At 65.1% G+C, this 20,186-nt stretch carries 11 protein-coding genes, 1 tRNA gene and 2 rRNA genes; 4 read left to right on the top strand and 10 right to left on the bottom strand.

Translation table 11 applies throughout. The annotated features are described in order from the left end of the window. Nucleotides 1-103 precede the first annotated feature (103 nt). The 3 genes from purH to PPZ50_RS03410 all read left to right on the top strand — a co-directional run bounded on the left by purH (nt 104) and on the right by PPZ50_RS03410 (nt 3,531). Nucleotides 104-1,693 (top strand): bifunctional phosphoribosylaminoimidazolecarboxamide formyltransferase/IMP cyclohydrolase, encoded by a 1,590-nt coding sequence (purH, locus tag PPZ50_RS03420; RefSeq protein WP_066690022.1) that lies wholly within the window; start codon nt 104-106, stop codon nt 1,691-1,693. Between the two features lie 175 nt (nt 1,694-1,868). Then, entirely contained in the window at nt 1,869-2,471 is a 603-nt protein-coding gene (locus PPZ50_RS03415) for an HAD-IA family hydrolase (RefSeq protein WP_126015045.1), read from the top strand. After that, the gene (locus tag PPZ50_RS03410) at nt 2,449-3,531 is read left to right on the top strand and encodes a glycoside hydrolase family 43 protein (protein WP_084401531.1); all 1,083 of its coding nucleotides are present in this window, start codon (nt 2,449-2,451) and stop codon (nt 3,529-3,531) included. The genes PPZ50_RS03415 and PPZ50_RS03410 overlap by 23 nt, the downstream gene beginning before the upstream one ends. A gap of 92 nt (nt 3,532-3,623) precedes the next feature. Here PPZ50_RS03410 and bla read toward each other — a convergent pair whose 3' ends face one another. The 7 genes from bla to PPZ50_RS03375 form a co-directional block, all read right to left on the bottom strand. Further along, the gene (gene bla, locus PPZ50_RS03405; RefSeq protein ID WP_272815709.1) at nt 3,624-4,703 is read right to left on the bottom strand and encodes a class A beta-lactamase; all 1,080 of its coding nucleotides are present in this window, start codon (nt 4,701-4,703) and stop codon (nt 3,624-3,626) included. Between the two features lie 131 nt (nt 4,704-4,834). Next, nucleotides 4,835-6,424 (bottom strand): L-aspartate oxidase, encoded by a 1,590-nt coding sequence (gene nadB, locus PPZ50_RS03400; protein ID WP_066690018.1) that lies wholly within the window; start codon nt 6,422-6,424, stop codon nt 4,835-4,837. A gap of 221 nt (nt 6,425-6,645) precedes the next feature. Further along, a complete protein-coding gene (locus PPZ50_RS03395; protein WP_232307942.1) occupies nt 6,646-9,048 on the bottom strand; it encodes a TonB-dependent receptor in 2,403 nt (800 codons plus the stop codon). Between the two features lie 115 nt (nt 9,049-9,163). Next, nucleotides 9,164-11,257, bottom strand: coding sequence for an acetate--CoA ligase family protein (locus tag PPZ50_RS03390; RefSeq protein WP_066690012.1), 2,094 nt, complete (start codon nt 11,255-11,257; stop codon nt 9,164-9,166). A 126-nt stretch (nt 11,258-11,383) separates the two neighbouring features. Continuing rightward, nucleotides 11,384-12,220: a p-hydroxycinnamoyl CoA hydratase/lyase gene (locus PPZ50_RS03385; RefSeq protein ID WP_066690011.1), complete on the bottom strand. Its 837-nt coding sequence runs from the start codon at nt 12,218-12,220 to the stop codon at nt 11,384-11,386. Between the two features lie 89 nt (nt 12,221-12,309). After that, nucleotides 12,310-13,716: an aldehyde dehydrogenase gene (locus tag PPZ50_RS03380; RefSeq protein ID WP_066690010.1), complete on the bottom strand. Its 1,407-nt coding sequence runs from the start codon at nt 13,714-13,716 to the stop codon at nt 12,310-12,312. Between the two features lie 154 nt (nt 13,717-13,870). After that, nucleotides 13,871-15,145: an MFS transporter gene (locus PPZ50_RS03375; protein ID WP_126015047.1), complete on the bottom strand. Its 1,275-nt coding sequence runs from the start codon at nt 15,143-15,145 to the stop codon at nt 13,871-13,873. Between the two features lie 210 nt (nt 15,146-15,355). On the opposite strand from PPZ50_RS03375, the gene PPZ50_RS03370 reads away from it, so the two are divergent. Next, nucleotides 15,356-16,462: a 5-methyltetrahydropteroyltriglutamate--homocysteine S-methyltransferase gene (locus PPZ50_RS03370; RefSeq protein ID WP_066690007.1), complete on the top strand. Its 1,107-nt coding sequence runs from the start codon at nt 15,356-15,358 to the stop codon at nt 16,460-16,462. A 202-nt stretch (nt 16,463-16,664) separates the two neighbouring features. Here the strand turns inward: PPZ50_RS03370 and PPZ50_RS03365 are convergent. The 3 genes from PPZ50_RS03365 to PPZ50_RS03355 form a co-directional block, all read right to left on the bottom strand. After that, a tRNA-Met gene (locus PPZ50_RS03365) sits at nt 16,665-16,741 on the bottom strand. A gap of 72 nt (nt 16,742-16,813) precedes the next feature. Then, nucleotides 16,814-16,928: ribosomal RNA gene (gene rrf / locus PPZ50_RS03360) — 5S ribosomal RNA — on the bottom strand. A 137-nt stretch (nt 16,929-17,065) separates the two neighbouring features. Further along, a 23S ribosomal RNA gene (locus PPZ50_RS03355) occupies nt 17,066-19,856 on the bottom strand. Nucleotides 19,857-20,186: the final 330 nt, after the last annotated feature.

Below are 20,186 nucleotides of genomic sequence, written 5' to 3'. Positions count from 1 at the left end.
TACCGACTCCGTTTGGGGCGGGGCGCAGGGTACGCCCGCCCGCCGAAAGTCGCAAGTCGCGCCCCCTTGCCCCGCCGCCGCATTCGCGCGAAAGGGCGCGGCCATGGATCATGTCACCGCACAGCGCGCGCTCCTCTCGGTCTCCGACAAGAGCGGCATCGTCGACCTCGCCACCGCCCTTGCCAGCCATGGCGTCGAGCTGGTTTCCACCGGCGGCACGGCCAGCGCCTTGCGCGATGCAGGCCTCAACGTCCGTGACATTTCGGAGCTGACCGGCTTTCCCGAAATGATGGATGGGCGGGTCAAGACGCTGCACCCGGTGGTCCATGGCGGGCTGCTGGCGGTGCGCGACAATCCGCAGCACGTCGCGTCGATGAACGAACATGCGATCGGCGCGATCGATATCGTCGTCGTGAACCTCTATCCGTTCGAAGCGACCGTCGCCAAGGGCGCCGACCGCGACACGATCATCGAGAATATCGACATCGGTGGCCCGTCGATGGTGCGTTCGGCGGCGAAGAACCATGACGCGGTGGCGATCGTCACCGATCCGGCCGACTATGCCGCGCTGATCGCCGAACTGGCCGAAACCGGCGGCGCGACGACGCTCGCCACCCGCCGCCGCTTCGCCGCCAAGGCCTATGCCGCGACCGCCGCGTACGACTCGGCGATCGCGCAGTGGTTCGCCGTTGCCGATCAGGGGCAGGCATTCCCCGACACGCTCCCCCTCGCCTTCACCCGTGGGGCCGAGCTGCGCTATGGCGAGAATCCGCACCAGTCGGCGTCGCTCTACATCCCGCGCGGCCCCGCCGCCCGTGGCATCGCGCAGGCCGAACAGGTGCAGGGCAAGGCGCTGAGCTACAATAATTATAACGACGCCGATGCCGCGCTGGAGCTGGTCAGCGAATTCCGCGACGGCCCGCCGACCGTGGTCATCGTCAAGCACGCCAATCCGTGCGGCGTCGCGACCGGCGAAACCTTGATCGAGGCGTATCAGGCGGCGCTCGCCTGCGACAGCGTGTCGGCGTTCGGCGGGATCATTGCGGTCAACCGTCCGCTCGACGGCGAAACCGCCCGCGCGATCAGCGGCATCTTCACCGAAGTCGTCGCCGCCCCTTCCGCCGATGACGAGGCGAAGGCGGTGTTCGCGGCCAAGAAGAACCTCCGCCTGCTGCTGACCGGCGAGCTGCCCGATCCGGCGCGCGGCGGGCTGATGGTCAAGACCATCGCCGGCGGGCTGCTGGTCCAGTCGCGCGATGCCGGCAACCTCGATCAGGTCGAGCTGAAGGTCGTGACCAAACGCCAGCCGACTAGCCAAGAACTGGCCGATTGCCGCTTCGCGTGGACCGTCGCCAAGCATGTGAAGTCGAACGCGATCGTCTATGCCAAGGGCGGCAGCACGGCGGGCATCGGCGCGGGGCAGATGAACCGGCTGGAATCGGCGCGTATCGCCGCGTGGAAGGCGAAGGATGCAGCCGACAAGGCCGGCTGGAGCGAAGCCCGCACCATCGGTTCGGCGGTCGCGTCGGACGCGTTCTTCCCCTTCGCCGACGGCTTGCTGGCCGCGGTCGAGGCAGGGGCGACGGCGGTGATCCAGCCGGGCGGCTCGATCCGCGACGACGAAGTCATCGCTGCGGCGGACGAGGCGGGGCTGGCGATGGTGTTCACCGGGATGCGCCACTTCCGGCATTGAGGCGCAGCACGCTTCCGCACCGATAACGTACCCCCGCGCAGGCGGGGGTCCAGAGTGGCGCACGCAGGCGCCTGTTTTGCCTTGGCTCTGGGCCCCCGCCTGCGCGGGGGCACGTTCGGAGAGATGGCGCCGAGGTTCATTTGCCTCCCCCGCCGCCACCCGGTACGACGCCGCGATGCCGTCGTTCCGCAACACCGACTACGCCGCCTTCCTGTTCGACATGGACGGAACGCTGCTCGATTCTTCTCAAGCGGTCGAGCGCGTGTGGCGGCGCTGGTGCGACCGGCACGGCATCGATGCCGAGGCGCTGATCGCGGTGTGCCACGGGGTGCGCGGCGAGGATACGGTGCGCCGCTTCGCCACGCCGGACATGGATATCGAAGCCGAGGCCGCCTGGCTGAACGCCGCCGAGCTGGCGGATGTCGACGGCATCGTCGCGATCGATGGCATCCATGCGCTGATCGAAGGGCTGGCGCCGTACGAATGGGCAATCGTCACCTCCGCGCCGCGCAACCTGGCCGAGGTGCGGCTGCGCGCGATCGGCCTGCCCGTTCCGGATGTATTCGTCACCGCCGAAGACGTGACGCAAGGCAAGCCCGATCCGCAGGGCTTCCGCCTCGCCGCCGAGCGGCTGAGCGTGGCGACCGAGGACTGCCTGGTGTTCGAGGATGCACCGGCCGGAGTCGCGGCAGGCAAGGCGGCCGGCGCAGCGGTCGCGATCGTTGGGCCGCGCGTGGCGGCGGAGGAAGGGACCTATGCGATCGCCGATTATCGCTGATCTTCGGATCGATCGTCGTACGCTGATCGCCGGACTCGGCGCGTCGCTGGCATTCCCGCGCGCGGTGCTGGCCGCCAATCCGGCCTTTCCCGGCTGGTATGCCGATCCCGAAATCCGCATCTTCGGCGACCGCTACTGGATCTATCCGACCTATTCGGCGGACCAGGGCACGCCCGCGCCGCCGAGCTGCTTCACGCCATGGCAGGTGCAGGAGCGCAAAGCCCCGCATATCTGGCACCCGTTCCTGCGGCAGACCTTCCTCGACGCCTTTTCCTCGCCCGACCTCGCGCACTGGACGCGGCATCCCCGCGTGCTGGACGTCGAACGCGTCGGCTGGGCCGCCTATTCGCTATGGGCGCCCTCGGCGATCGAGCATCGCGGGCGCTATTATCTGTTCTTCGGCGCGAACGACATCAAGAACGATGCGCAGACGGGCGGCATCGGCGTCGCGGTGGCGGACCGGCCGGAGGGGCCGTTTCGCGACGCGATCGGCAAGCCGCTGATCGGCCGGATCGTGAACGGCGCGCAGCCGATCGACCAGATGGCGTTTCGCGACGATGACGGGCAGGTCTATCTTTATTATGGCGGATGGAAGCACTGCAACGTCGTGCGGCTGTCCGATACGCTGACCGGGATCGTGCCGTTCGCCGATGGCACGACGTTCAAATCGATCACGCCCTCGCCCGATTATGTCGAGGGGCCGTTCATGGCCAAGCGGGGCGGCGTCTATTATCTGATGTGGTCGGAGGGCGACTGGACCGGGCCGGACTATCGCGTCGCCTATGCCACCGGTCCCACTGCGCTGGGCCCGTTCACCCCGCGCGGCGTCGTGCTGCAGCAGGACGCCCGGGTCGCGCGCGGCGCGGGGCATCATTCGTTGCTGCAGATCCCCGGCACCGACGACTGGTATATCGTCTATCACCGCCGCCCGCTGACCGAAACCGACGGCAACCACCGCGAAGTCGCCATCGACCGCCTGCATTTCCGCAGCGACGGCAGCATCGTGCCGGTGGTGATCACCGATAAGGGTGTCGGGCCGAGGGTGTTGGCGAAGCGATAGACCGTACCCCCGCGCAGGCGGGGGTCCAGGGTTATCAGCGATGTCGTCCGTGGCTCTGGATCCCCGCCCGCGCGGGGATACGGGTCGTGAGCCTACCCGCCGTGCACCGCGACGATCGACGACACGACCGTCTGGATCAGTTGCTGGCGTTCGGGCACCGGGCGGGAGGTGTCGCCGATCAGCACCGCGATGGCATAGGATTTGCCATCGGGGGCGGTCAGGATGCCGACATCGTTGAAGCCCGCGGTGCGCCCGCCCAGATCCTGTCCGGTGCCGGTCTTGTGCGCGACGCTCCATCCGGCGGGCAGCGCGGCGCGGATGCGGGCGCGGCCGGTGCGGGTGTGGCTCATCGTGTCGAGCAGCCAGCTGGTCGATTGCGGGGTCAGCAGCATGCCGTGGTGCAGCCGCGCCAGCGCATCGGCGATCGCACCTGCCCCCGCGCCATCGGGCGGATCGGACACATAGGCCTGGTACGCGGCACGGCGGACATTGGGGTCGAGCCGTGAGCGCGCCTGGGCAAAGGCATTGCCCTGCGAATATTCCTGTTTCCACGGCAGCCCGGCGGTCTTCGCCTGCAACAGCCGCTCGCCCGGACCGAAGCGGATATTGCCCAGGCCCCGGCTGGCGATGAAGTCGCGCACCGCGACCGGCCCGCCGGCAAGGTTCAGCAGCTTGTCGTTCGCGGTATTGTCGCTCATCGTCAGCGCGCGGCGCAGCAGGTCGCCGACGGTCGTCCGGAACACGCCGTCCTTCATCAGATAGGCGATCGGCTGGTGAAACAGCGTCAGGTCGCTGCGGGTGATCGTGACCGGCGTGGTCAGCGCCAGCCGCCCCTCGTCGACAGCATTCATCACGGTCAGCGCGACCCACAGCTTGCTGACCGATTGCTGCGGCATGCGTTCGTCCATGGCATGACCGACGACCCAGCCATCATCGATGCTGCGCACCGCGATGCCGACCTTGCCCTGGAACCCGCCGCCCAGCGCATTGATCGCCGACACCAACGCCGGCGGCGCCGGCCGGGTCTGTGCCGGCAGCGGCACCGGCACCGCATAGCGCGGCGCGGCGGCCTGTGCCGTCGGCGGCAAGGTCCGCGTCGCCAGCCCGGCGCCGCCCAATGCCACAACCGCCACCATCAGGGCCGCCTCGCGCGACCCGATTCGATTTATCATCTGCGCGACCATCTCACCCCGGAACGTGGCCCGACCATGCTTGTCCGTGTGTTAACATAACAGGGCGTACGGCGACGCTTGCGACGAATCCCCCCGGATGGACGACGAATGGTTACCGGGTCCGGCGAGCGTCAGGGAACCAGGATCGTATCGACGGCCTCCGCCGCGGCTTCCGGATAATCCAGCGTATAGTGCAGCCCGCGACTCTCCTGCCGCTTGAGCGCCGAGCGCACGATCAGGTCGGCCGATTGCAACAGGTTGCGCAGTTCGATCAGGTCGGCGGTCACGCGGAAATGGCCGTAATAATCGGCGACCTCCTCGGTCAGCATTGCGATGCGGTGGCGCGCCCGCTCCAGCCGCTTGGTCGAGCGGACGATACCGACATAATTCCACATGAAGCGGCGGATTTCGGTCCAGTTCTGCTTGATGACCACCTCTTCGTCGGAATCGGTCACCCGGCTTTCGTCCCAGCCCCGGATCGCGGGCGGCGGCGGCAGCGCGTCCCAGCGCGCGGCAATGTCCTTCGCCGCCGCTTCGCCGAACACGAAACATTCGAGCAGCGAGTTGGACGCAAGGCGGTTGGCGCCGTGCAGCCCCGATTGCGATACCTCGCCCACCGCATAGAGGCCGGGCAGGTCGGTGCGCCCATCGCGGTCGATCACCACCCCGCCGCACGTATAATGCTGCGCCGGCACCACCGGGATCGGCTGGGTGGTCATGTCGATGCCGAGGCCCAGCAGCTTCTCGTAGATATTGGGAAAATGGCCGCGCACGAACGCCGGGTCCATGTGGCTGATGTCGAGATGGACGTAGTCGAGCCCGAAGCGCTTGATCTCCGCATCGATCGCCCGCGCCACGATGTCGCGCGGGGCCAGTTCGGCGCGCGGGTCGTAATAGGGCATGAAATTCTTGCCCGTCGTCGGGTTGATCAGCTTGCCGCCCTCACCCCGCACCGCTTCGGTGATCAGGAAGTTCTTGACCTCCAGATTATAGAGGCAGGTCGGGTGGAACTGCATGAATTCCATGTTCGAGACGCGACACCCGGCGCGCCACGCCATCGCGATGCCGTCGCCGGTGGCTCCGCGCGGCGCGGTGCTGAACAGATAGGTGCGCCCTGCCCCGCCGGTCGCGAGGATCGTCGCGCGCGCGGTGAACAGCTCGACCCGGTCGGTGGCGCGGTTGAAGGCATAGACCCCCCACACATTGCCCGCACCCGAATAGCGCTGCTCGTGCCGGCTGGTCGCGAGATCGACCGCGACCATGTCCGGCAGCAGGGTGATGTTGGGATGCGCCTTCGCCGCGCGGATCAGCGCCTCCTGTACCGCCCAGCCGGTCGCGTCGTCGACATGGACGATGCGGCGGTGCGAATGGCCGCCCTCGCGCGTCAGGTGCAGCGCCTCGCCGTCCATGTTGAACGGTACGCCCAGCGACGCCAGCCGCTCGATCGCCGCCGGCGCGGATTCGACCACGAACTCGACGATCGCCCGGTCGTTCAGGCCCGCGCCCGCGACCATCGTGTCCTCGACATGGTTTTCGAACGTGTCGCCGGGTTCGAGGACGGCGGCGATCCCGCCCTGCGCCCACGCGGTCGACCCTTCGTTCAGCGCGCCCTTGGCCAGCACCGTCACGCGGAACCGCTCGGCCAGATGCAGCGCGGCGGTCAGGCCGGCGGCACCCGATCCGATGATGAGGACGTCGCTCTGGGCAGGGTCGTGGGACAAGATGCGCTCCGCTTGGGGGTTGTCCGACGACTAGGCGGGTTTCGTGGGGCGTGACAAGCGTGGTGGCACGCGTGCCGTTCGTCATTCCCGCGAAGGCGGGAGCATCCCTTCCCGTCACCCCGGACTTGATCCGGGGTCCCGCTTCTTCTTCCAGCGGCGGACAAGAAGCGGGACCCTGGGTCAAGCCCGGGGTGACGACGAAGGGGTGGGGTGGTCGTCGATCAGAACGACGCCGACAGCTGCGCGAACCAGTTGCGCGGCCGGGCGAAGATGCGCTCCGCATAGCCGAGCGTCGCGAGCGAGGCGTTGCCCTGGATCAGGTAGCGCTGGTCGAGGATGTTGTTCACTCCGGCGCTGATCTCGATGCCGTTGGCGAGCTTCAGGCCGACCGATCCGTTGCCGACGAAATAGCCATCCTCTTCGATGATCGGGATGCTGCCGGTGATGAAGGTGATCTTCGACGTATAGCTGCCATCGACACGCGGGGTCAGCGTCATGCCGTTGCCCAGCTCGATCTTGTACGCCAGCCCGAGATTGGCCTGCAGGTCGGGGGTGAAGGGCAGATCGTCGTTCGGCGTCACGGTGGCAGTCGCACCCGGGATCGGGGTGATGCTCTTGATCTTGTCCTTGAGCACGCTCAGCCCGCCATCGACCATCAGGCCCCACGGCGCGCGCCAGTTCGCCTCCGCCTCGAACCCGCGGATGCGCGCTTCGCCGGCGTTGAACAGCAACGGCACGACCCCTTGGCGGAAGATCAGCTGGATATCCTGATATTCCGCCTGGAACGCGGCGAGGTTCAGCCGCAGCCGGCCGATATTGGTCTTCATGCCGACTTCGTAGCTGGTGACGCTTTCGTCGGCGAAGGGCACCGGCAGGTTGTTCGACGTCGCCGCGTTATAGCGGGTGTTGAAGCCACCCGACTTGAAGCTCTTGGCATAGGACGCATAGGTGCTGACCGCGCCACTCCAGCGATATTGCACGCTGGCCGAGCCGGTGAGCGCGGCGAAATCGCGCTGGAACGGGCGCGGAAAGATGAACAGCGGCCCGCCCTGCGTCGTCGCCAGCTGCGGCAGCGGGTTGGGATCGGGCTGGGTCGCGGGGAACAGGTTCAGCACCGTTCCCTGATAATATTTGCGGTCCGACGTGTAGCGCAGGCCCCCGCTCAGTTCGAGCCGATCGGTCGGGGACCAGGTCGCCTCCCCGAACAGCGCGACCGAATTGGTCTTCAGGCGCGACACCTGAAGGTCGCGGCTGCCGGGGCCGCCGGCCAGCAGCGAGCGGATGACCGGCGGCGACGGCGGGAAGGCGAGGAAGACCGTCGCACGCTCGTCGGTGGTTTCGTTGAAATAATAGCCGCCAAGGATGCCGCTGACCTTGCCGAAATCGAGCTGGAGCTGGACCTCCTGGCTGAACTGTGCCGACTGCGCCGCGACATCGGTGGTGATGAGCGTCAAGGGCGTGTTGTCGGCATCGCGCACGCCGCGCGAGCTGGTTTCGCGATAGGCGGTGATGAGCTTCACCAGCGCCTGATCGGTCAGGTGGATGTTGGCGGTGCCGGCGACCCCCCACACCTCCGACATGCTCATGACCGGCGCGTTGCCGCCGTTCACGAAATCGCCCTTCGCCTGCAAATCGTTGGCGCAGCGCGCATCGTTGATCAGCGGCACGTTGGGCGCGCCGAAGCGCGGGTCGCCCGGCACGATCGGTGCGAAGGGGATGGTCGCACCGGGGCAGCCGGCGGCGACGCTGGCGATGGCGGCGACCGGCGCCTGTTCATTGACCCCGGCCAGCACGAAGGGTGCGCCATGTTCGTCGCGGCGCGAATAATCGGCGCGCAGGAACAGGTCGAACTGGTCCGACGGCTCCCATTTCAGCGCGCCGTTCAACGAATAGCCATTCTCGTTGCCGAGATCGAGGCCGTCGAACGCGCGGATGACATAGCCGTCGCGGCGGCGGAACCCGCCCGACACGCGCGCCGCCAGCGTCTCACCCAGCGGCACGTTCACCGCCGCGAACCCTTCGCGCAGATTATAGTCACCGACGCGGAGGCGCGCGCGGACGCTGGTCTTGCCCATTTCCGGCTGGCGGGTGCGCACCAGGATCGCGCCGCCGATGGTGTTACGCCCGAACAGCGTGCCCTGCGGCCCGCGCAGCACCTCGACGCCATCGATATCGCCGAAATCGATCGCCCCGCCGACCGCGCGGCCGAGATAGACTTCATCGAGATAGATGCCGACGCCCGGATCGACCGCCGCGGTCGGATCGACCTGGCCTACGCCGCGGATGAACACCACCGATGCCGCGCTGTTGCCCGACAGCTGGCCGGCAGGCTTGAATTGCAGGCTGGGGGTGATGCGTTCCAGATCCTGCGTCTGCACGATCTGGCGCTGGTCGAGCATTTCCGAAGTGAACGCCGAAATCGCGACCGGCGTGTCCTGCAGGCTTTCCGCGCGGCGGCGGGCGGTGACGATGATCTCGCCCTCCTCCGCCTCGGCGGTGGCAGCGGGCGCGTCCTGCGCCACCTCTTGCGCGGCGGCGGCGGCAGGGATGGCGGCGATTGCCAGCGCGCCGATCGCGGCATGACAATGCAGGGCGGCAACCATCGTCGAACGAAGGCCAGTCATAGCATCCTCCCAAGACGGGGAGATCTGTCGCTCCCCTTTATCCACAGGCTACGCCGTCAAACGCTATTGTCAATAACTGTAATGCTACATTGCTATCATTGGGCGAGGGACGCCGCTACTCTGCGTCGGCAAGGATCAGCGCGTCGAGCGCGACCACCCCCTCACCCTTCGGATAGACGACGACCGGGTTCAGATCGATCTCGCGGATCGTGGGGCTTCCCGCCAGCACGCGCCCCAGCCCGGCGATCAACACCGCCACCGCCTCCACGTCGAGCGCGGGGCTGCCGCGATAGCCGTCGAACAGCGCCCCCTGCTTCAGCGCGCGCAGTTCGGCGACGATGGCGTCCGGGGTCAGGTCCACGGCCAACAGCCGGACGTCGTGGAGCAGCTCGGCGGTCACCCCGCCGAATCCGGCGAGGATCACCGGCCCCCATTCCGGATCGTTGCGCGCCCCGACGATCAGCTCGACCCCGCGCTTGCCCATCGCCTCGACCTGCGCCCCGTCGAGCGCGATCGACGCGTCATAGGCCGCGACATTGGCGAACAGCCGCTCCCACGCCTCGGCAAGCGCATCATCGTCGGCGATGTTCAGGATGACGCCGCCGGCATCGCTCTTGTGGCTGAGCGCCGCCGCCTGTGCTTTGATCGCGACCGGATAGCCGACGCGCGACGCGATCGCCTGCGCTTCCGCCACATCGGCGGCGAACCCGCCCGCCGGGAACGGAATGCCGACCGGGGCCAGCAGCTCCTTCGCACGATATTCGGGGATCACTCCGCCGGGCAGGTCGAGCGTCACCGGCGCCGCCTCCGCCGCCGTAAAGTCCCGCGCGGCATGGCGCAGCAGATGGCCCAGCGCCCGGAACGCCCGGTCGGGCGACGGGAAGTACGGCACGCCGATCGCGCGCAGTCCGGCAATGTATTCGCCCGGCACCGGTGCGCCATCGTCCAGCCCGGCGAAGATCACCGGCTTGTCCGGCGCCAGCGCGCGCACCGCATCGATGATCGGCGGAAACTTGCGCGCAGAGGTCGCGGCATCGGTCTGGATGATGCCGAACACCAGCGCGGCATAGGCATCGTCGGCCAGCAGCGGGATCAGCGTACGGCGATACAGGTCGGGATCGACCAACGCCTGCGCGGTCAGGTCCATCGGGTTCGACACCGGAATGAAGTCGGGCACCGCCGCGCGCATCGCCGCCGCCGTCTCCCCCGCCATCGCCGGCAGGTCGAGGCCGATCGCCTCGGCCAGGTCGAGCGTCAGCGCCTTGAACGCGCCGCTTTCGGTCAGCACCGCCGTGCCGCCGCGCCGCACCGGCTTCGCCCGCACTGCGATGTCGATAACGTCGCCCAGCGCTTCGAGGCTGTCGACCAGCACGACCCCGGCGCGTTCGACCTTCGCCTTCATCAGCTGCCAGTCGCCCGCCATCGCACCCGTGTGCGTCGCGGCACTTTCGCGCGCCGCGCTCGACGTACCGGGATGGAGCAGGACGATCGGCTTGCCCGCCGCGCGGGCGCGGTCGGCCAGTTTGAGGAAGTGCGCAGGCTGGCGGAATTGTTCGACGATCATCGCGATGGCCAGCGTCTGCGGATCGCCCAGCAGATGCTCGACATAATCCTCGACCCCCGACGCCGCCTCGTTCCCCGTCGACACCGATGCGGTGATGCCGAGGTCCTTCGCCATCAGCGTCGCGCCCAGCACCACCGCCATCGCGCCCGACTGGCTGACGATCCCGACCGAAGGCTTGTGCGTCAGGTCGAGCACCGGCGCCTCGACAAAGGTCAGCGGCACGCCGGCGGCATAGTTGACCAACCCGAGGCAGTTCGGCCCCTCGACCACCATGCCATACTCGGCCGCGATCCGTGCGACCTCGGCCTGCGCGGCCAAACCCTCCTCGCCCCCTTCGGCGAACCCGGCCGAAAAGATGATCGCCGCGCCGACGTTCCGCCGCGCCAACGCCTGTACCGCGCCCAGCACCGCCGGCCCCGGAATCGCCAGCACCGCCGTATCGACGCCGTCGGGCAGGTCGTCGATCGATTGCAGGCAGGGCCGCCCGTCGATCGTGTCGCGCTTCGGGTTGATCAGGTGGATGTCGCCGGCATAGCCGTGCCGTTCGAGATTGCGCAGGACGGAGTTCCCCAACGCCCCCGGCGTCGGCGACGCGCCGACGATGACGACCGAACGGGGGGTGAGCAGGCGGGAAAGGTCGGGCATGGCAGTTCTCTGAAGCCCCTCCCCTTCAAGGGAGGGGTTGGGGTGGGGCAGTGCGGCGAGCGGCGGTCTCGGACGAGGCATCCCCCGCCCCAACCCCTCCCCTAGAGGGGAGGGACTTTAAGCAGGTCAGGCTCCGGCGCGGTCCTTGTCGTACGCGCCCAGCCCCGGCTTGTAGCTCTTCTCGTCGATGAACTGGCGGATACCTTCCTTGCGACCTTCATTGTCGTAGGAATTGGCCGCTTCCTGCGCGCGGACCAGATAGTCCTCGGCATCGTCATAGCTCATCACGCCGACCCGGCGCATCGCGTCCTTGGTCGCCTTGAGCGCCACCGGATTCTTGGCCAGCAGCACCTTGGCCACCTCGGTCACCCGGTCCTTCAGCTGCGCCAGCGGCAGCGCTTCGTTGACCAGGCCCCATTCGGCTGCGGTCCGCCCATCGATATTCTCGCCCATCATCGCGTGGTACATCGCCTTGCGGAACGGCAGCAGCTCCTGCGCCACCTTCGTCGCGCCGCCGCCGGGCAGGATGCCCCAGTTGATCTCCGACAGGCCGAACTTCGCCTCTTCCGCCGCAAAGGCCAAGTCGCAGGAAAATAGCGGGCCGTATCCGCCGCCGAAGCACCAGCCATTGACCATCGCGATGGTCGGCTTCTGATACCAGCGCAGCCGCCGCCACCAGCCATAGCTCTCGCGCTGCGCCTTGCGCGTGCCGGCCAGCCCCTGCGATTCGGTTTCGCGGAAATATTCCTTCAGATCCATGCCGGCGGTCCAGGCCGGTCCCTCGCCCGACAGCACCAGCACGCCGACATCGTCGCGGAATTCCAGCGCGTCGAGCACTTCCATCATGTCGCGGTTGAGCGTCGGGCTCATCGCATTGCGCTTGTCGGGCCGGTTGAACCGGACCCAGGCGATGCGGTCCTCGACATCGTAGGCGACGACGCCGTTGCTGCTATATTCGGTCATGGTGCAAACCTTCTGCAGGCGCCGGCGAGCATGTTCGCCAGCGAGAATGTCGGATGGAAAGGGGACCGGCGCGCCGCGCGCCCGTTGCGTCAGATCGGATAATGGCCCGGCTGGGTCTCGATCGTGACCCAGCGCAGTTCGGTAAAGGCGTCGATCCCGGCCTTGCCGCCGAACCGGCCATAGCCCGATGCCTTGACCCCGCCGAACGGCATCTGCGCCTCGTCATGCACGGTGGGACCGTTGACATGGCAGATGCCCGACTTGATCCGCCTGGCGACGCCTAGCCCCCGCGCGGTGTCGCGGGTGAAGACCGACGCGGACAGGCCGTATTCGGTATCGTTGGCCAGCTCGATCGCATGGGCTTCGTCGCGGGCGCGGATGATGCCGACGACCGGGCCGAAGCTCTCGTCGCGAAACAGCTTCATGTCCGGCGTCACCTTGTCGATGACGTGCGCCGGCATCAGCACGCCGTTCGCATCGCCGCCATTGACCTGCACCGCGCCGGCGCCGACCGCATCCTCGATCAGCGATTTGACGTGATCGACCGTCTTCTGGTCGACCACCGCACCCAGCGGGGTCTTGCCTTCGCGGGGATCGCCGACCGCCATCGTGGCGACCTTCGCCTTGAACTTCTCGACGAACGCGTCCGCCACCGCGTCGACGACGATGATCCGCTCGGTCGACATGCAGATCTGGCCCTGGTTCATGAACGCGCCGAACGCCGCCGCCTTGACCGCTTCGTCGAGGTCGGCATCCTCCAGCACGATCAACGGCGCCTTGCCGCCCAACTCCAGCAGCACGGGTTTCAGATGCTCGGCCGCACGCTTGGCGATGATCCGGCCGACATGGGTCGATCCGGTGAAGTTGATCCGGCGGACATGGGCGTTGTCGATCAGCGCGCCGACGACCTCACCCGCGTCCTGCGGCGCGTTGGTCACGATCGAGACCGCACCGGCGGGCAGCGCCTCGGCAAAGGCTTCGGCGATCAGGCTGTGGGTACGCGGGCATTGCTCGCTCGCCTTCAGCACCACCGTGTTGCCGCATGCCAGCGGCACCGCGACCGCGCGCACGCCCAGGATGATCGGCGCGTTCCACGGCGCGATGCCCAGCATCACGCCGACCGGCTCGCGCAGCGCCATCGCGATGCAGCCCGGCTTGTCCGACGGGATCACCTCGCCGCCGATCTGGGTCGTCAGCGCGGCCGCTTCGCGCACCATGCCGACCGCCAGCATCAGGTTGAACCGCGCCCAGCCCTCGGTCGCGCCGATCTCGCCCATCATCGCATCGACGAACTGGTCGGCCTTGCCGGCCAGCGCATCTGCCGCCTTGGTCAGCGCGGCGCGGCGGGCATTGGGGCCGAGCGCCGACCATGCGGGAAAGGCGGCGGCGGCGGCGTCGACCGCTGCATTCGCCTCTGCCGGACCGAACGCCTCGGCCGTGGTCGCGACCGCACCGGTCACGGGGTTCATCCGGTCGAATGTTGCTGCGGACGCCATCGGCCCTCTCCTGATTTGTTATGTTTCATAGCCTAAATCGAGTCGCGGGCGGCGTCAATCAGGCAAATCACTTGAGGTGCAACCGGCCTGCCCCCTCCCCGTCACCCCGGGCTTGATCCGGGGTCCCGCTTCTTCTTCTGCGGATGACACGCCGCTATGCCGCCACCGCCGACTTGCCCCGCAACAGCAGCAGCGCGACCGCCGCGACCAGCGACCCGATCCCCATCAGCACCGCGACGATCTGCAACCCGTATCCCGCGGCGAACAGGAACCCGGCGACCATCGGTGCCAGCGCCGCCCCGCCCCGGCCGATGCCGATGACGAAGCCGGTCGCGGTGGCGCGGGCACTCGTCGGGAATCGCTCGGCGACCAGCGCGTAGAGGCCGACCACCCCGGCGTTGGTTGCGAAGCCGGCGGCGGCGGCGACGATCGACAGGCCGGTCAGGTCGCTCTGCGCCCGCCCGAACACGATCACCAGCACGGTCGACAACAGCATTGCGCCGATGGTCAGCGCCAGCAGCCGGAGCCTGCCGGTCAGCAGCCCCAGGATCAGCGATCCCGTCGCCCCGCCGATGCTGGCCCAGACCAGCACGCCCGCCGCCTGCGGCGCGGGAAAGCCCATGTCGACGACGATCTTCGGAATCCATTTCAGAATGAAATAGAAGGTCATGATATGCGCCAGATAGGCGATGGTCAGCGCCAGCGTGGTGCGCAGCAGTTGTGGGGAGAAGAGCGCGACGACCGGTGCCTTGGCGGCCACCGCGCGCGGCTCGGGATCGGGCAGCGCTGCGACGGGCGCATAGCCCATGCGCTTCAAGGTCGCGTTGATCCTTGCCAGCGCATTCGCCGGGCGACGGTGCATCAGGAACGCGACCGATTCCGGTGCGCGCCACAGCACGAGCGGCACGAACAGTGCGCTGCACAGCGCCCCGAACACGAACACCGCGCGCCAGTCATAATGGGTGAGCAAAACCGCCGACACCGACCCGCCGACAATGGTCCCGATCGGATAGCCCGCCGCCATCAACACGACGGCGAGCGAGCGATGCTTCGCATTGGCCGCTTCGGCGACGGCGGCGTTGGTCGATGCCAGCATGCCGCCGATGCCTAGGCCGGTCAGCACCCGCCAGATCGACAGGGTGACGATGCCCGCCGCGCTCGCCGCGCCCAACATGCCCAATGTCATCAGCGCCAGGCACGACAGGATCGTCGTGCGCCGCCCCAACCGGTCGGCGACACCGCCCAGCAGCAGCGATCCGATCGCCATGCCGACCAGCTCCATCGACAATACGATGCCCAGCGCCGCACGGTCGATCCCCCAGTCGGCGGCGATGCCGGGCGAAGCGAAGCTGATCGACAGCACGTCGAATCCGTCCAGCGCGTTCAGCCCGATCATGGTCGCGACGATACCCCATTGGAACCGCGACATCGGTGCCTGCTCGATCGCTATGCGTGGGTCATGCGCCACTTTGTGCACCCTCTCCGGAATTTTTTGTTATGCGGGGTAACATATACCGGTATGGTGGCCGCCGACAACCGGCATTGCCAGTCCACGCAATAATCCACACAAGCCTGTGGATAACTGTGGATAAGTCGGGACAACCCCTGTGGATAACTGCAGGCTGACGGGAGAGAGACGATGCCTACCCCACCCTTTCGGGCCGATCATGTCGGCAGTTTCCTTCGCCCCAAAGCACTGATCGAGGCGCGCGAGGCGTATCGTGCCGGCGCGATCGACGCGGACGCGCTGCGTGCGGCGGAGGATGCGGCAATCCGCGACGTGGTCCGCTTCCAGGAGGATCTGGGGCTGCAGGGCATCACCGATGGCGAATTCCGGCGCACCTATTTCCACACCGACTTCCTGCTCCAGCTCGATGGCGTGGAGGAAGCGGGCGGCACACAAGTAAAATTCCACCAACACGGCGGCAAGGCGTTGGAATATGCCCCACCGGTGATGAAGATCACGGGCAAGGTCGCCCATGCCCACGACATCCAGCGGGCCGACTATGAATTTCTCGCCAGCTGCACGACGCGCACGCCCAAGGTGACGATTCCGTCGCCGACAATGCTGCACTTCCGCGGCGGGCGCGATGCGATCGACGTCGCGACCTATCCCGATCTAGAGGATTTCTACGCCGATCTTGCCGCCGCCTATCGTGCGGAAATCGCCAGCCTCGCCGATGCGGGATGCCGCTATCTCCAGCTCGACGACACCAACCTCGCCTATCTCTGCGACACGACCCAGCGCGAAAATGCGCGGGCGCGCGGCATGGACCCGGATGCGCTGCCGCGGCTCTATGCGCGGCTTATCAACGAATCGATCCGCGATCGTCCCGACGACATGACCGTTTGCGTCCATCTGTGCCGCGGCAACTTCCGCTCGTCCTGGGCGGCGGAGGGCGGCTATGAACCGGTGGCCGAGGTGCTGTTCAACCAACTCGAGATTGACGGCTATTTCCTCGAATATGACGATCCCCGCTCGGGCGACTTCGCACCGCTGCGGCATTTGCCCAAGGGCAAGACGGTGGTGCTGGGGCTGGTGACGACCAAGCTCGGCGACCTCGAATCCGCCGACGACGTAAAGCGCCGCATCGACGAAGCCGCCCGCTTCGCGCCCCTCGACCAGCTGGCGCTGTCGCCGCAATGCGGTTTCTCCTCAACGGTCCACGGCAACGACATCGAGGTCGAGCAGCAGGCGGCGAAGCTGCGGTTGGTCCTGGACGTCGCGCGCGATGTGTGGGGATAAGGCGCAGCGCATGCAAAGCGTCAAGATCGCGATACGGGCTGCCTGCCCGCATCGCGATTGATCTGAATAGCATCTCGAGCGACCAACCTCGGACCGTGGTAGAAACGCGAACAGCCCGCTGGTCTTTCGGCCAGGGGCTGTGTGTCGTTGAAACGCGAGCGGCCCGTGTGTCTGCGACAGGCGGGCCGTGTGTTGTATAGTTTGGTTGCGGGGACAGGATTTGAACCTGTGACCTTCAGGTTATGAGCCTGACGAGCTACCGGGCTGCTCCACCCCGCGCCACCATGGTCGCCCTGTTGGGCGGAAGGGGTGTTATGACGAGTGTGAATGGATATGTGCACCGGCTTCAATGCCTGGCGACGACCTACTCTTCCACTGCTTAGGCAGTAGTACCATTGGCGCGGTTTGGTTTCACGGCCGAGTTCGGGATGGGATCGGGTGGTTCACAAACGCTATAGCCACCAGGCAATGAAGCGGGTGCACATGTTTTTCAAATCGGTGTTTCAAGGGCTGAGGGTTTCAACCACGTGTGTCAGCCAGTGCTGACGTTGGGGGTGTGAACTCTCTGGCATCCATAAAAGTAGTACTTTTATGGAAACCTGTTTCAAGCGCGAATAGGACAATTAGTATCGGTTAGCTTCACGCATTACTGCGCTTCCACATCCGATCTATCGAGGTCGTGGTCTCCGACCGTCCTAAGAAATCTTATCTTGAGGGAGGCTTCCCGCTTAGATGCTTTCAGCGGTTATCCCGTCCATGCATAGCTACCCTGCTGCGCCGTTGGCACGACGACAGGTACACCAGAGGCATGTTCACCCCGGTCCTCTCGTACTAGGGGCAACTCCTCTCAAATTTCGACGCCCACGGCAGATAGGGACCAAACTGTCTCGCGACGTTCTGAACCCAGCTCACGTACCACTTTAATTGGCGAACAGCCAAACCCTTGGGACCTGCTCCAGCCCCAGGATGTGATGAGCCGACATCGAGGTGCCAAACAACCCCGTCGATATGAGCTCTTGGGGGTTATCAGCCTGTTATCCCCGGCGTACCTTTTATCCGTTGAGCGATGGCCCTTCCACGAGGGACCACCGGATCACTATGACCGACTTTCGTCTCTGCTCGACTTGTCAGTCTCGCAGTCAGGCTGGCTTATGCCATTGCACTCTAACAGACGGTTTCCAACCGTCCTGAGCCAACCTTCGCGCGCCTCCGTTACTCTTTAGGAGGCGACCGCCCCAGTCAAACTACCCGCCACAGAGGGTCCCTCAACCAGTTTCATGGTTGCAGGTTAGACATCAGAAAACAACAGGGTGGTATTTCACCTATGGCTCCACACCGGCTGGCGCCAATGCTTCAAAGCCTCCCACCTATGCTACACAGTTCTTTCCTAATGCCACTCTGAAGCTGCAGTAAAGGTGCACGGGGTCTTTCCGTCTAACCGCGGGTACTCCGCATCTTCACGGAGAATTCAATTTCGCTGAGCATGTCCTGGAGACAGTGGGGAAGTCGTTACGCCATTCGTGCAGGTCGGAACTTACCCGACAAGGAATTTCGCTACCTTAGGACCGTTATAGTTACGGCCGCCGTTTACCTGGGCTTCATTTCAGAGCTTGCACCCCTCCACTTAACCTTCAGGCACCGGGCAGGCGTCAGGCCCTATACGTCGTCTTGAAGCCGACTTAGCAGAGCCCTGTGTTTTTGCTAAACAGTCGCTACCCCCTGGCCTGTGCCCCCTGATAGAGCTTGCGCTTAATCAGGGCCTCCTTCTTCCGAAGGTACGGAGGCAATTTGCCGAGTTCCTTCAGGACACTTCTCTCAAGCGCCTTGGTATACTCTACCTGACCACCTGTGTCGGTTTCGGGTACGGTCTATACGGTGGGGCTATTTCCCGGGACAGCTTCGAAGCCGGATCAATCCGATAAGATCCGACAACACACGCCATCCGTCACACACCACCAGGCCCACGAATATTAACGTGGTTCCCATCGACTACCCCCTTCGGGCTCGTCTTAGGGGCCGGCTCACCCTGCGCGGATTAGCCTTGCGCAGGAACCCTTGGTCTTTCGGCGAGAGGGCATCTCACCCTCTTTATCGCTACTCATGTCTGCATTCGCACTTCCGATACCTCCACGGTCCATTACCAGACCGCTTCACAGGCGTACGGAACGCTCCGCTACCGCGTACACAAAGTGTACACCCTAAGCTTCGGTGCGTGTCTTGAGCCCCGTTACATCTTCGCCGCAGGAACCCTTGTTTAGACCAGTGAGCTGTTACGCTTTCTTTAAAGGATGGCTGCTTCTAAGCCAACCTCCTGGTTGTTTTGGGATTCCCACATGCTTTCCCACTTAGACACGACTTGGGGACCTTAGCTGTAGGTCAGGGCTGTTTCCCTTTTGACGACGGACCTTAGCACCCGCCGTCTGTCTCCCGGATATCACTCTTATGTATTCGGAGTTTGGTTAGTATTGGTAGATCTCGCGACCCCCGCAACCATCCAGTGCTCTACCCCATAAGGTGTCCATCCGAGGCACTACCTCAATAGTTTTCGCGGAGAACCAGCTATTTCCCGGCTTGATTGGCCTTTCACCCCTAAACACAACTCATCCGGTAACTTTTCAACGTTAATCGGTTCGGACCTCCAGTGGGTGTTACCCCACCTTCATCCTGGTCATGCCTAGATCGCCGGGTTTCGGGTCTAATCCATCAAACTCAGTCGCCCTATTCAGACTCGCTTTCGCTGCGCCTACACCTAACGGCTTAAGCTTGCTTGATAGATTAAGTCACAGACCCATTATGCAAGAGGTACGCTGTCACACCCTAAAGATGCTCCAACTGCTTGTAGGCAATCCGTTTCAGGTACTGTTTCACTCCCCTCATCGGGGTGCTTTTCACCTTTCCCTCACGGTACTAGTTCGCTATCGGTCATGTACGAGTATTTAGGCTTGGAGGGTGGTCCCCCCATGTTCAGACAGAATTACACGTGTTCCGCCCTACTCGAGTCCTGATACATCACTTTCGCATACGGGGCTGTCACCCGCTATGGCCGTCCTTTCCAGAACGTTCTGCTAGTTGAATATCAGGCACTGGCCTGGTCCGCGTTCGCTCGCCACTACTAACGGAATCTCGGTTGATGTCTTTTCCTCCGGGTACTGAGATGTTTCAGTTCGCCGGGTTCGCTTCTCGAAACCTATGTATTCAGTCTCAAGATACCTTGCCCAATTAACCCTGCATGCCGTTTCCAACAGTCAGGATTAATCGGATAGGTGGGTTTCCCCATTCGGAAATCGTCGGGTCAAAGGTTGCTCACACCTCACCGACGCTTATCGCAGCGTGCCACGTCCTTCATCGCCTGTACATGCCAAGGCATCCACGAATTGCCCTTACCTCACGCTTGAGAGTCCACACCACCAACGACAACACTGGATCGACGTTCGCTAGAACGACGACACGAAACTCGGCAGAGCAGTGTCACGTGGCTTGTATCGGTGTGGTTGAAAATCGCTCAGCCTTGATGTGATGAACGCTGCTTCGTCGGAGTTGCTGACGAACCTTGCGGCTCGCGCTTCCCTTCCGAACCAACGCCTCACGGCATCGATTTGAAAAAACCATTCACAATGTCAAAAATCGGAAGCGGCGTACTAACGCCGTCCCACCTCGTGTCAACCACGAGGAACTCGTTCGCTTCATCAATAGAGGTTAGTCTTGCTCGCTTCGCTTCGCAGGA

This window comes from Sphingomonas hankookensis (genome assembly GCF_028551275.1).
In the GTDB taxonomy this organism is placed as follows: Bacteria; Pseudomonadota; Alphaproteobacteria; order Sphingomonadales; family Sphingomonadaceae; genus Sphingomonas; species Sphingomonas hankookensis_A.
Note: the sequence above shows the minus strand (reverse complement) of the source record. Positions and strands in the feature narration are given on the sequence as shown.

What these genes read in the sequence shown, in the direction of transcription:
- PPZ50_RS03375 (WP_126015047.1), bottom strand. Translation starts at nt 15,145, where the DNA reads ATGTCGCGGTTCCAATGGGGTATCGTCGCGACCATGATCGGGCTGAAC.
- bla (WP_272815709.1), bottom strand. Translation starts at nt 4,703, where the DNA reads ATGATAAATCGAATCGGGTCGCGCGAGGCGGCCCTGATGGTGGCGGTT.
- PPZ50_RS03390 (WP_066690012.1), bottom strand. Translation starts at nt 11,257, where the DNA reads ATGCCCGACCTTTCCCGCCTGCTCACCCCCCGTTCGGTCGTCATCGTC.
- PPZ50_RS03410 (WP_084401531.1), top strand. Translation starts at nt 2,449, where the DNA reads ATGCGATCGCCGATTATCGCTGATCTTCGGATCGATCGTCGTACGCTG.
- PPZ50_RS03380 (WP_066690010.1), bottom strand. Translation starts at nt 13,716, where the DNA reads ATGGCGTCCGCAGCAACATTCGACCGGATGAACCCCGTGACCGGTGCG.
- PPZ50_RS03370 (WP_066690007.1), top strand. Translation starts at nt 15,356, where the DNA reads ATGCCTACCCCACCCTTTCGGGCCGATCATGTCGGCAGTTTCCTTCGC.
- purH (WP_066690022.1), top strand. Translation starts at nt 104, where the DNA reads ATGGATCATGTCACCGCACAGCGCGCGCTCCTCTCGGTCTCCGACAAG.
- PPZ50_RS03385 (WP_066690011.1), bottom strand. Translation starts at nt 12,220, where the DNA reads ATGACCGAATATAGCAGCAACGGCGTCGTCGCCTACGATGTCGAGGAC.
- PPZ50_RS03395 (WP_232307942.1), bottom strand. Translation starts at nt 9,048, where the DNA reads ATGACTGGCCTTCGTTCGACGATGGTTGCCGCCCTGCATTGTCATGCC.
- PPZ50_RS03415 (WP_126015045.1), top strand. Translation starts at nt 1,869, where the DNA reads ATGCCGTCGTTCCGCAACACCGACTACGCCGCCTTCCTGTTCGACATG.